The sequence below is a fragment of the Kitasatospora sp. NPDC058190 genome, from assembly GCF_042883685.1.
Lineage (GTDB): Bacteria > Actinomycetota > Actinomycetes > Streptomycetales > Streptomycetaceae > Kitasatospora.
Genome location: NZ_JBHVVI010000184.1, coordinates 1 through 12,751, shown reverse-complemented (window position 1 = coordinate 12,751; position 12,751 = coordinate 1). Strand labels below are relative to the sequence as shown.

Sequence of the window (12,751 nt, the reverse complement as noted above, 5' to 3'; positions counted from 1 at the left end):
ATCCCCTCCTGCATCGGCGACAACGGAAGGACATCCACCAGATTCCCACCACTCACTTCTGCGTCCTCCACATGTCCTCAAGCTGTTCAACGTCGAGTTGACCAAGTCCGACCAGCGGGAAGTCGGACGGTGTGTAGCCGCCCCCGCCCTGCCGGGACCCGTTGCGCACCAGCCCGCGCAGCGCCTGGAACCAGTGGTTCGCGACGGCGCGCACGTCGGACTCCGCCCACAGTCCGGTGGCCCAGCTCCAGGTGGCCGTCAGCCGGGGCCCGTCGTGGTCGTCCCGGACCGCCGCGTTCACCTCCAGGCCGTGGGCGAGCGCCAGTTCGGCGTCCACGCCGGCGACGAGGTCGAGCTCGTCGGCCACCTGCCATTCCGGGTGCTCCGGGTCGACCGGGGTCCCGGGCGCCGGGAACCGGCCCAGGTAGTTGAAGCCGATCTGCGGGACGGCGAGCCCGGACAGTTCCGCGGAGGTCCCGGCGTTCAGGTAGCGCAGCAGGCCGAAGCCGGCGCCGTGCGCGGGGACGGCGCGCAGCTGCTCCTTGACCCGCTTGATCGCCGACTCGGTGGCCGGCGCACCGGCGACGACGTCCTCCCAGGCGTGGACGCCCGGGTCGAGGCGGGTCGGGTACAGGGTGGTGAACCAGCCCACGGTGCGGGACAGGTCGGCGCCGGTGTCGTCCTCGTCGCGGCCGTGCCCCTCCACGTCCACGAGGAGGGCGGTGGACTCGCCGAGTCCGCGCTCGCCGCGCCAGTGCCCGACGGCCAGCGCCAGGGCGGTGAGAAGGACATCCTGCACCCCGGCGTGGAAAGCGGTCGGCACGCTCGTCAGCAGGGACTCGGTGACCTCGGACGGCAGGGTCGTGGTCAGCTGTCCGGCGGTGGCGGCCACGTCCAGGTCAGGTGCCAGGGCCCGGTCGGTGAGCAGCGGGTCCGGTGCCCGGAGCATCCGTGTCCAGGTGGCGAGTTCGCTGGTCACCTCCGGCTGCCGGGCCCGGGTGCGGAGCCGGCGGTACTGGCCGAGGACGGAGGTGCCAACGGGGAACAGGGGGCGTCCGGCGAGCGTCGTCAGCAGGTCCGGCACCAGGATCCGCCAGGACACGCCGTCGACCGCGAGGTGGTGAACCAGGACGAGCAGCCGGCCCGCGCGACCGGGCCCCGCGTCGAACCAGACCAGCTGGGCCAGCACCCCCGCCTCCGCGGCGAGCCGGGCCGTTGCCGCCTCGGCCTCCCGGGTGACCGTGCTCCGCAGCTGCCCGGGCGTCAGGCCCGTCACGTCGACCACGTGGACGAGCTCCGCCGGATCGACCGCCCCCGGGGGGCGGACCTCCAGCGACCAGCGTCCGGTCCCGGCGTCCGTGAGCAGCCGGGCGCGCAGAGCGTGGTGGTGGTCGATCAGTGTGCCGACGGCGGCCACCAGCCGCTCCCGGTCCGGCCGGTGAGTTGTTCGCAGCAGCATGGACTGGGAGAAGCGGTCGATCCGCGACCCGCGCTCCTGGAGCCAGCAGATGATCGGCGACGGCGGGGCCACCCCCTCGGTGGGCTCGGTGGCCCCGGGGGCGGACGACTCCGTCAGGTCGCCGACGGTCTCGGCGAGGTGGGCGACCGTGCGGTGCTCGAAGATGTCCCGGACGCCGGTGCTCAGGCCCGCCGCGCGGGCCTGGGAGACCAGCCGGATCGACAGGATGCTGTCGCCGCCGAGGGCGAAGAAGTCGTCGTCCGGTCCGACCGCGTCCAGGCCGAGCACCTGGGCGAACAGCTCGCACAGCAGCTTCTCCCGCGCAGTGCGGGGCTCGCGGCGGTCGGCGGCCGGCTGCTCCGGTTCGGGCAGGGCGGCGCGGTCGAGCTTGCCGTTGGGGGTCAGCGGGAGTTCCGGCAGCGGCACGAATACTGAGGGCACCAGATAGCTGGGCAGGCGTTCGGCGGCGTGCGCCCGCAGCGCGTCGGCGCCCGTCCTGGTCACCACGTAGGCGACCAGCCGCAGGCCGCCGTGGTGGTCCGGGCGCGCCAGGACGGCAGAGCGCACGACCTCGGGGTGCTCGGCGAGCACCGCCTCGATCTCGCCGGGCTCGATCCGGAAGCCGCGGATCTTGACCTGGTCGTCCGAGCGCCCCACGAACTCGAGCACGCCCTCGGCGTTCCAGCGGACGAGGTCGCCGGTGCGGTACATGCGGTCCCCGGCCGGGCCGAACGGGTCGGCGACGAAGCGCTCCGCGGTGAGCGCGGGGCGGCCGAGGTAGCCGCGGGCCAGTCCGGAGCCGGCGATGTACAACTCGCCGGTCACGCCCGGGGGCACCGGGTGCAGCGCGTCGTCCAGGACGTACGTCCGGGTGTTGGCCAGTGGGCGGCCGATGGGGACGGCGGCGCCGGGGCGCGGCGTGCGCACCGGGTGGCAGGTGGCGAACGTGGTGGTCTCGGTCGGGCCGTAGCCGTTCACCACCACGGTGTCCGGGCAGCGGGCCAGCACCCGGCCGACCGCGACCGGCGACAGCGCCTCGCCGCCGGCCCACACCTGCCGGACCTTCGCGAAGCAGCCGGGGTCGTGCTCGGCCATCACGTCGAACAGCGCGGCGGTCAGCCAGAGACCGGTGATCCCCGACCCGGTGATCAGCCCGGTGAGGCCGGGGACGTCCAGCTCGCCGGTCGGCGCCACCACGATCTGGCGGCCGCCGAGCAGCGGCACCCACAGCTCGTAGGTGGACGCGTCGAACGCCAGCGGCGAGTGCAGCAGCACCCGGTCGTGCGCCGGGTCCGACCAGCAGGGATCCGCCGCGAGCGCGACCACGTTGGCGTGGGTGACGGTGATGCCCTTCGGCCGTCCCGTCGAGCCGGAGGTGTACATGATGTAAGCAGCGTCGGCCGCCGAGGCCGGTAGCCGGAGGTCGGTCGCCGGCCCGGCCGCCAGTGCGGCCACCGTCGCGGGATCGTCGAGCTCCAGCCGGGGGATGTCGCCCAGCGGCGGTGCGCCCGTGGTGCCGAGCAGCAGCGCGGGCCGGGTGTCGCGCAGGATGAGTTCCAGGCGCGCCGCCGGGTACCGGGCGTCCAGCGGCACGTACGTGCCACCGGCCTTCAGGACGGCGAGGATCGCCACCACCGCGTCCATCGACCGCTCCAGGTACAGGGCGACGGTGCCGCCCGGCCGCACGCCGCGCGCCCGGAGTGCGTGGGCGAGCCGGTTGGCCCGGGTGTTCAGCTCGGCACGGGACAGCGTGCGGCCGTCGGCGGTCAGCGCGACGGCGTCCGGATCGGCGGCCACCTGGGCCTCGAACAGCGCCGGCAGGCCGTGGTCCGGGACCGGGTGGTCGGGGCCGGTGCCGTCGGCGAGCATCCGGTCCCGCTCGGCGGAGCTCAGCAGGCCGATCGTCCGGATCGACGCCTGGGGCGTGGCGACCGCCGCCTCCAGCAGCCGGGCCCAGCGCTCCCAGAGCGTCCGGACCGACGCCGGGTCGAACAGGTCGCTCGCGTACTCGACGAGGCCGCGGATGCCGGCGGGCCGGCCCTCGGCGTCGTACTCCTCAGTCAGGCTGAGGAACAGGTCGAACTTCGCCGTCCCGGTGCGGCCGAACTCCGAGCGCACCTGGAGACCGGGCAGTTCGAAGGAGAGGTCACCGGCGTTCTGCAGCGCCAGCATGACCTGGAACAGCGGGTGGCGGGCCAGCGAGCGGGAGGGGTTGAGCACGTCGACGAGGTGCTCGAACGGCACGTCCTGGTGGGCCTGGGCCGCCAGGGCGGTCTCCCGCACCCGGGCGACCAGCTCGGCGAACGGCGGGTTGCCGGAGGTGTCGGTGCGGATCACCTGGGTGTTGACGAAGAGTCCGACGAGGTCGTCGAGGGCCTGGTCGGTGCGGCCGGCGACCGGACTGCCGATCGGGATGTCCTCGCCGGAGCCGAGACGCGACAGCAGCGCCGCCAGTCCGGCCATCAGCACCATGAACAGACTGCCGTTGGCTGCCCGGGCGGTCTCCAGCAGCCGCCGGTGCAGACGCGCGTCCAACTGGGCGGTGAGGTAGTCGCCGATGTGGGAGGCGACGGCGGGCCGGGGGCGGTCGGTGGGCAGGTCGAGGCAGTCCGGCAGCCCGGTGAGCTGCTCCGTCCAGTAGGCCACCTGGGCGGCGAACAGACTGTCGGCGTCCTGCGGGTCGCCCAGCAGCTCCCGCTGCCACAACGTGTAGTCGGCGTACTGCACCGGCAGCTCGGCCAGGACGGGCGGCTCGCCCCGGCTGCGGGCCCCGTACGCGGCGGCCAGGTCGCGGGAGAGCGGGCCGATGGACCAGCCGTCCGCGGCGATGTGGTGAAGGACGATCAGCAGCACGTGCTCGCTGGGGCCGAGCGTTATCAGCTCGGCCCGGACGGGCGGCTCCGCGGCGAGGTCGAACCGGCGCCGCGCGGCCTCGGCCACCCGGAGCGCCAGGTCCTCGGCCTGGCTGTCGCCCTCGGTGAACGGCGTCTCCACGGTGGGCAGCACGACCTGGCAGAGCACGCCGTCCTGTTCACGGACGACGGTGCGCAGGCTCTCGTGCCGGGCCACCACGTTCCCCAGCGCAGCGCGCAGCGCCGCCCGGTCCACCGGGCCTGACAGCCGCAGCACGAACGGGGTGTTGTAGCTGGTGCTGCCCGGCCCGTCGAGCTGGTGCAGGAACCAGAGCCGGCGCTGCGCGAAGGAGAGCGGCAGCGGGGTCGGGCGGGCGTACCGGGTCAGCGGGAGGCGGGCCGACGCCGCGCCGTCCACACGCCGGGCGATCTCGGCCGGGGTCGCCGACTCGAACAGCGCGCGCAGCCCCAGCTCGATGCCGAACACGGCCCGCAGACGCGCCGTCAGCCGGGTCGCCAGCAGCGAGTGGCCGCCGAGGTCGAAGAAGTTGTCGTCGACCCCGACCTCGGGGACGCGCAGGATCTCGGCGAACAGGTCGCAGACCGTCTGCTCGCGCGCCGTCCGGGCCGCAGCCCTGGGCCCGTCCGCCCGCGCGTGGTCCGGGGCGGGCAATGCGGCCCGGTCGAGCTTGCCGTTCGCAGTGAGCGGGAGCCGGTCGAGCACCACCACCGCGGCCGGAGTCATGTACTCGGGCAGCCGGTCGCGGACGAACGTGCGCAGAGCGGGTGGCGGGTACGCGGCGCCGGCGGCCGGGACCACGTAGGCGACCAGCCGGTCGTCGTCGGGCCGGTCGCGGCGGGCGACCACCGCGACCTGGGCGACGTCGTCGTGCTCCGCCAGGGCGGCCTCGATCTCGCCGAGTTCGATGCGGAAGCCGCGCACCTTCACCTGGTCGTCGGAGCGGCCGAGGAACTCCAGCAGGCCGTCGCCGTTGCGACGAGCCACGTCCCCGGTGCGGTACATCCGTGAGCCGGGCGGGCCGTACGGGTCGGCGACGAAGCGCTGCGAGGTCAGCCCGGGCCGCCGCAGGTAGCCGCGGGTCAGCCCCGGCCCGGCCACGTGGAGCTGGCCGGACACGCCGTCCGGGACGGGCTGCAGGCTCGCGTCCAGGACGTACGTCCGCAGGTCGGACAGGGCGGTGCCGATGACGCTGGCGGCCCCGTCCGCCACCCGGCCGCGGTCCAGGGCGACCTGGGTGACGTGCACGGTGGTCTCGGTGATCCCGTACATGTTCACCAGCTCCGGCGCGGTGTCCGGGTGGCGCCGGTACCAGGAGCGCAGCCGGTCGAGGCGCAGCGCCTCGCCGCCGAAGACGACGGTGCGCAGGGCGAGCCGGTCGCCGAGCGCGGGATCGTCGCCGTCCGCCTGGATCAGCTGGTAGAAGGCGGAGGGCGTCTGGTTGAGCACAGTCACGCCCTCGTCGGCGAGCAGGCGCAGGAACGCGGACGGCGTGCGGCTGACCTCGTACGGGACGACGACCAGCCGGCCACCGTGCAGCAGGGCGCCCCAGATCTCCCAGGTGGAAAAGTCGAACGCGGTGGAGTGGAAGAGCGTCCACACGTCCCGTTCGTCGAAGCCGAAGCGCTCGCGCGTGGCATCGAACAGGCGGACCACGTTCTGGTGGGTGACGAGCACGCCCTTCGGCCGGCCGGTGGAGCCCGATGTGTAGATGACGTACGAGGGGTGGTCGGGCGATAGCGGGTGGGTGCGGTCGGCGTCGGTCGGGTCGGTGGTCGGAGCCGCGTCGAGCAGGGCCGTCGTGGCGGGCTCGTCCAGGACGAGTGTCGGGGCGCCGGCCGGGACGGACGGTGCCGTGTCCCGATCGGTCAGGACCAGGACTGGGGCTGCGTCGTCGAGCATGAACGCCAGCCGGGATGCGGGATAGGCCGGGTCCAGGGGGACGTAGGCCGCGCCGGTCTTGGCGACGGCGAGGAGCGCGACGATCAGCCCGGCCGACCGGGGCAGGGCCAGGGCCACGGCCCGTTCCGGGCCGGCCCCGTGCGCGGTCAGCAGGTGCGCGAGCCGGTTTGCCCGAGTGTTCAGTTCGGCGTAGGTGAGCACCGCGCCGTCGGCCGAGAGGGCCGGGGCGTCGGGGGTGACCCGCGCCTGCGTTTCGAACAGCTCCGGCAGGGTGGCCCGCGGTGCGGGGCCCGTGCCGGTCGCCGGGGCCAGCCGGCGGCGTTCCGCGCTGCTCAGCAGGTCGATCCGGCCGACCGGGGAGTCCGGGTCGGCCTCGGTGAGCGCGATCAACAGGGCGAGAAAGCGGTCCTGATGGGCCGTCAGGGCGTCCCGGGTGCAGACCTGCGGGTGGGCGTTGAAGTCGACCTGCAGCCCGGAGCCGTCCCGTCGGTCCCAGACGGCGATGGTCAGATCGCCCACCAGCCCGGAGGAGAGGTTGTGCACGGTGGCGGGGTGATCACCGAACCTCAGGTCGTAGTCGAACGACATGACGTTGATCAGCGGCGCGTACCGGGAGGCGGCCTGTTCCGTCAGGTCGAGGTCCCGGTGCAGGTCCTCGCCCCGGTAGCGCTGATGGGCCACCACCTCGCGGGTCCGGCCGCTGACCCGCTCGAGCAGCTCGGCGATGCTCAGGTCGGGCCGCACCGACACCCGCAGTGGCAGGACGTTGGAGGCCATGCCCGGGGTGCGGCGCAGCAGGACGTCCGTCCGCGCTGCGACGGGCAGGCCGATCACGACGTCCTGGGCCCCCGTCATCCGGTGCACATGCGCCGCCGTGGCCGCGATCGCCAGCTGGGACCAGGGCACCCTGGCCCGGCGGGCCGCCTCCTGCAACCGCTCCAGCCGGGCCTGGGGGAGCCGTGTGGTGCTCCGGAGGAACTCCGACGGCGCGGTCCGCGACGGCTCGACGAGCCGGGGCGTCGTCGGCCGGTCGGCGAACAGGCCGGTCCAGTACGCCCGGTCCCGGCCGAACTGTTCGGCGGAGCGGTAGGCGGCGTCCCCGTCGAGCAGCCCGCGCAGCGTGCCGAAGGACCGTTCGGGGCGGGCCCGCCCCTCGGCGAGCGCGGTGTACACCGCCGCCACCCGCCGGGCGATCAGCTGGGCGCCGAACGCGTCCATGACGATGTGGTGGTAGCTGTGGTACCAGAGGTGGCGTCCGGCGCCGGCGTCGATCAGGGCGTAGCGGAACAGCGGACCGCGGGCGAGGTCCGTCGGCGCGCGGAGGTCGTCCTCCATCCAGGCTCGCGCCGCGGCCAGCGGGTCCGGCCGATCGCCGACGTCGATGCGCGGCAGCGGCCAGTCCGGCGCGTGTCGCACGAACTGCTGCGCCTCGTCCGCGGCCTCGGCGAACCGGACGTGCAGCGCGTCGACCTCGTCGACCACCTGCCGCACCACCCGTTCGAACAGGGCGGTGTCGAGCGGACCGTCGATCCGGACGTATTCGCCGACCCGGTACACGCTGTTCGTCGAGGCCAGCCGTTGCTCGGCGAACCAGATCTCACGCTGTGCGGCCGACAGGGGCAGAATCGCGCCATCGGGCTCACGACCAGACAATCCTCAGCCTCCGGTTGTGTAGATCCGCCGGCCTTATGCGCTGTCGCACCTGGCAATTTTTCGCAGGGTAGAAACAGATGCTGTAGTTGCGGCCGAACTGGGTCCGACGATCTCGGCACGTGCCCGAAACCTAACACGGCGGTTCGCCCGGTCAATATCGGGAACCGGCCTGCGGGCAGCGGCAGTTGTCCCGCCGGCGGGACAACTGATTCGGCCACCTGGTGTGCTGGTAATGGCCGTGCTAGCTTCTGAATTCTTCGGCTGGTCTGTCGGTCAGCCCCTCATGCAATGCCCGATCGAATCGCACCGAGGGAGGGACATGGCAGTCGCATCCTGGTGGGGCGAATCATTGCTCGAGGCCGGTTCGGACCGGTATCCCTGGGTCATTTCGCGCACCGGAGAAGCCCGGTCGGAACTGCGGTCCGCGGTCGCCGGACTCAGCCGTGCGCTGGGTGACCACGGAATAGGACGCGGGAGCACCGTCATGCTCCGCATGCGGCCGAGCCTCACCTATGTCCGGGTCCTGGTCGCCCTGTGGAGCCGGGGCGCCCAGGTGGTCCTGGTCGATTTCCGGTCCACTCCCGCGGAATACGGTCCGCCGACCGAACTGCTCCGGCCGCAGTTCGTGATCGATTCGGACCACGCCACCGCACCGGCCGCCGGGCTGGCGGAGGAGGTCGAATTCCGGGTCCGGCGCGCGGAGTCCGGCCGGCCAGCCGCGTCGGCCGACTGTCTCGTCCAGTTCAGCTCCGGCTCCACCGGCCGGCCGAAGGTGATCGGCCGCACCCCCGAGTCGCTGCTCGCCGAGCTGGGCCGGCACGCCGACCTCGGCGAACTGCCCGGCGCCGGCGAGCCCTTCCTGCTGCTCAACTCGATCGTCCACACGATGGGCCTGGTCAGCGGGGTGCTGCACGCGCTGCACGTCGGCGCGACGGTGGTGCTGCCGCCGACCCCGACACCGGGTGACGTGCTGCGGCTGGCACAGGAGACCGGGGCGGTGGCGATCTACGGGGTGCCGGCGCACTACGAACTGCTGACCCGGACCACGGACGTGCCCGCGCTGCCCGCGCTCCGACTGGGCCTCACCGGCGGCGAGCGGCTGCCGATCGAGGTCTACGAGGAGTTCCACCGCCGGTACGGGATCCGCCTGAGCCAGGTGTACGGCGTCACGGAGACCGGCCTGCTCGCGGCCGGCCTGTCCGGGCCGCGCCCCCCGGTGCTGGGGACGATCGTGCCCGGTGTCGAGGCGAAGGTGGTCGGCGAGGAGCTGTACGTGCGGCTGGACCGGTCGCCCTACCCGCTGGGCGACCAGCCGGACCGGTACGTCGACGGGTGGCTGCGCACCTACGACCGATTCGCGGCGGACGAGACGACGGGCGAGTTGAGCATCCTCGGCCGGCTGGACTCGCTCGTCACCATCGGCGGCCTCAAGGTCGATCTGACCGAGGTCGAGTCCGTCCTGCGGGCGCATCCTCGGGTGTCGGACACGGTGGTGGTCCACCACGAGGTGATCGAGGCGTATGTCGGGGGCGAGTCGGCGCCGACGGCGAGCGAACTCATCGCCTGGTGCCGCGACCGGCTGAGCCCGATCAAGATCCCGAAGCGGTTCCTCGTCGCCCGGGAACTGCCCCGCAACAAGACCGGCAAGCTCGTCCGCGACCGGAACGCGATCCGGTCCGCCCTGCGACCAGACTCGGAGGAGTCCGCCAGTGATCAGCAAGGATGAGATCAGGGAGATCCTTTCCGCGAGCGCGTCCCTGGCGCTGCCGGCCGACACCGGCGACGACGGCGAGTTCGTCATGGACTCCTTCACCCTGGTGGCGCTGCAGGCCTCACTGGAGGACCGCCACGGGCTCCGCCTGGAGCCGCGGTTCGACGAGCTCCAACTGCTGAGCTCGATCAACGAGATCCACGCGTATCTGCTCGACCACTACCCCGACCACCTCGCGGGCTGAGCCACCCCGCGCCCCTGCCACGCCGTCCCGACCGGTCCGCGCGACCCGGGGCGGCGTGGTAACGTTTTACGCTGTAATGAAATGGCGAAAGGGGACCGGGGTTGAATGCGGACCAGTCGGCCCGGGCGGGCGGGCCCGCCATCGAGGTCGTCGACCTGCGGATGGCGTACGGCTCCACGACCGTCCTGCACGGAGTGAGCTTCGAGGCCGCCAGGGGTGAGGTCGTCGCACTCCTGGGCCCGAACGGCGCGGGGAAGACGACGACGATCGAGATCCTGGAGGGCTTCCGGACTCGCTCCGACGGCGAGGCGCGCGTCCTCGGCGTCGACCCGGCGCACGGCGACGAGGCGTGGCGGGCGCGCCTCGGCGTGGTGCTCCAGTCCTGGCGTGACCACGCGAAGTGGCCGGTGCGGGCGTTCCTGCAGTACTGCGGCTCGCTCTACGCCCCGTACTCGACGGCGCGGTTCGCCCGCCCGCGGGACGTCGACGAGCTGCTTGCCGCGGTCGGCCTCACCGAGCACGCGAACAAGCGGGTCGGGCAGCTGTCCGGCGGTCAGCGGCGCCGGCTCGACGTGGCGATCGGCATCGTCGGCCGGCCCGAGGTGCTGTTCCTCGACGAGCCGACCGTGGGCTTCGACCCGGAGGCGCGGCAGGAGTTCCACGAACTCGTCCGGCGGCTCGCAGGCATCGACGACACCACGATCCTGCTCACCACCCACGACCTCGACGAAGCCGAGAAACTGGCCGACCGCATCGTGATGCTGGCCAAGGGACGGATCGTGGCCGACGGCACGCCTGAGGAGCTGGCGCGGCAGGTCGAGACCACCGCCGAGGTCCGGTGGGTGCGCGACGGCGAACGGTTCGTCACCTCGACCCGGACGCCCACCCGGTACGTCCGTGACCTCTTCGAGCTCCACGGCGACGACATCGACAAGCTGGAGATCCGCCGGGCCACCCTGGAGGACACCTACCTGGCCATGGTGCATTCGATCGAGTCGGGCCGGGACAGTGCCGGGCCGCCGCTCCTGAACGCGGTCAGGGCCGGTGCCGAGCAGGTGGCGGAGGTGTCGTCATGAGCGTGGTCGCGACCACGACGGCCGTGCGCAGCGGAGTCTCGGCGGGGCGGATCGAGATCCGCCAGTCGCTCGGCAGCCCGCAGGACATCGTCGGCATGCTGTTCATTCCCGCCGTCCTCCTGGTGGTCGCCGTCTTCCGGCGCGGCTCCCACATCGGCGGCACGAGCTTCTCCATGGGCGCGGCCACATTGGTCGGCCTGCTGGGCATGACGCTCGCCTTCAACGGGGTCCAGGCCGTGGCCTTCAACCTGCTGATGGAGCGTGAGGACGGCACCCTGCTGCGGGCGAAGGCCGCGCCCAACGGCATGGTCGCCTATCTGATCAGCAAGATCATCCATTCGTCGGTGATGAGCCTGATCACCGTCGCCCTGTTGATCGTGCCGGGCGTGCTGCTGTTCGACGAGGTGAGCCTGTCGAGCGTCGGCGCCTGGCTCACCCTGATCTGGGTGCTCGTGCTCGGTCTGCTCGCGACGATGCCGATCGGCGCGATCCTGGGCTCGGTGCTCAGCAGCCCGCGCAATATCAGCGTGGTCATGTTCCCGCTGCTGGTGCTCTTCGGGATCTCGGGCATCTTCTTCCCGTTGTCCGAGGCGCCGGTATGGCTGCAGTGGATTGCCCAGGTGTTCCCGGTCTACTGGCTCGGACTCGGGATGCGGTCCGCACTGCTGCCGGACTCATTCGCAGCCGTGGAGATCGGGAATTCCTGGCGCTATGCGGAAACCTTCCTGGCGCTCGGCATCTGGGCCGTGATCGGTGTCGTCCTGGCACCGAAGGTGCTGAGCCGAATGGCCCGGAAGGAGTCCGGTTCGGCGGTCGCCGAGCGCCGGAAAAAGGCCATGCAGTGACGGGTCACGGGGGCTCTCCGAATTCCTCGGGAGCCCCCGCGCCACCCGGTCGCCGGGTGGCCGTGCGGTAAGGTTCCGATCGTTCTTTCCGAGGCGATGCAAGGGGATCGTGGTGGTGGTTTTCGCCGGCCAAGGAGATGTCCGTCGTTCCTTGGCCCTCCTTTGGCGCACTCCCGGCGCCGGCGTTGCGCGCACCGGTCCGGGCCCCAAGCCTGGACTGACCGTCGACGAGATAGTGGACGCCGGGATCGCCCTCGCGGACGCCTCCGGGGTCTCCGCGGTCTCGATGCGCGAGGTGGGCAAGCGGGTCGGTCGCACCGGCATGGCGCTGTATACCTACGTACCGAGCAAGAACGAACTGATCGACCTCATGTACGACCGATCCCTCGCTGAACTCCCCGTCGACCACCGGCCGGAGGAGGGGTGGCGCGCCGCGCTCGCCGCCTGGATGCACGACTACTGGGCGTTCTGCCTGCGCCATCCCTGGACGCTGCAGGTCTCGCAGGCGCGCCCCGTCCTCGGTCCGAACGAGAACGCGATGCTCGAATCGCTCCTGCGCGTCCTCTACCGGACCGGGCTGGGTGTCGGCACGCTGAGAAGCATCGTCGGGACGCTGATCAACTACGTCCGGGGCGCCGCGCAGACCGTCGTCGACTCGCGGCAAGCCGCGGCCGCGACCGGGGTGTCCGACGAGGACTGGTGGACCGCCCGGTCGGCGGCGTTCGAAGAACTCGTACCCGACTTCGCCGAGCGGTTCCCGATGGTCGTCCGGATGGCGCGTGAGGCCGGGGCCCATGAGACCGGGCCTCACGCGACCGACCAGGAGCGGCCGTTCCTGGAGCAGGAAGCGACCGAGACCTTTGACGCCGGCCTGGCCGTCCTGCTGGACGGGATCGAGGCGGCGGCCCGCAAGGAACGGCAGCAGGAGCAGCAGCCGGACTCGCCCGCGGGGTCCTAGGCACCACAGGGGGCGGGCAGCAGGTCCACGAC

The 12,751-nt window shown here is 72.4% G+C and carries 6 protein-coding genes; 5 read left to right on the top strand and 1 reads right to left on the bottom strand.

Annotation, left to right across the window (positions count from 1 at the left end; translation table 11 throughout):
* Positions 1-52 precede the first annotated feature (52 nt).
* Positions 53-7,885, bottom strand: coding sequence for an amino acid adenylation domain-containing protein (locus ACFVWU_RS42120; protein WP_387631402.1), 7,833 nt, complete (start codon positions 7,883-7,885; stop codon positions 53-55).
* A 232-nt stretch (positions 7,886-8,117) separates the two neighbouring features.
* Here ACFVWU_RS42120 and ACFVWU_RS42115 point away from each other — a divergent pair, with 232 nt between their 5' ends.
* The 5 genes from ACFVWU_RS42115 to ACFVWU_RS42095 all read left to right on the top strand — a co-directional run bounded on the left by ACFVWU_RS42115 (position 8,118) and on the right by ACFVWU_RS42095 (position 12,719).
* Complete coding sequence (locus ACFVWU_RS42115; protein WP_387631400.1) at positions 8,118-9,611, top strand: class I adenylate-forming enzyme family protein; 1,494 nt, start codon at positions 8,118-8,120, stop codon at positions 9,609-9,611.
* Positions 9,595-9,840 carry a hypothetical protein gene (locus ACFVWU_RS42110; protein ID WP_387631398.1) on the top strand — a complete coding sequence of 82 codons (246 nt, stop codon included), beginning with the start codon at positions 9,595-9,597 and terminating at the stop codon, positions 9,838-9,840. The genes ACFVWU_RS42115 and ACFVWU_RS42110 overlap by 17 nt, the downstream gene beginning before the upstream one ends.
* Positions 9,841-10,001: 161 nt before the next feature.
* Positions 10,002-10,916: an ABC transporter ATP-binding protein gene (locus ACFVWU_RS42105; RefSeq protein ID WP_387631404.1), complete on the top strand. Its 915-nt coding sequence runs from the start codon at positions 10,002-10,004 to the stop codon at positions 10,914-10,916.
* Positions 10,913-11,761 carry an ABC transporter permease gene (locus ACFVWU_RS42100; RefSeq protein ID WP_387631395.1) on the top strand — a complete coding sequence of 283 codons (849 nt, stop codon included), beginning with the start codon at positions 10,913-10,915 and terminating at the stop codon, positions 11,759-11,761. Before ACFVWU_RS42105 ends, ACFVWU_RS42100 begins: the two co-directional genes overlap by 4 nt.
* 112 nt (positions 11,762-11,873) lie before the next feature.
* Positions 11,874-12,719: a TetR/AcrR family transcriptional regulator gene (locus tag ACFVWU_RS42095; RefSeq protein ID WP_387631394.1), complete on the top strand. Its 846-nt coding sequence runs from the start codon at positions 11,874-11,876 to the stop codon at positions 12,717-12,719.
* The last annotated feature ends 32 nt before the right edge of the window (positions 12,720-12,751 follow it).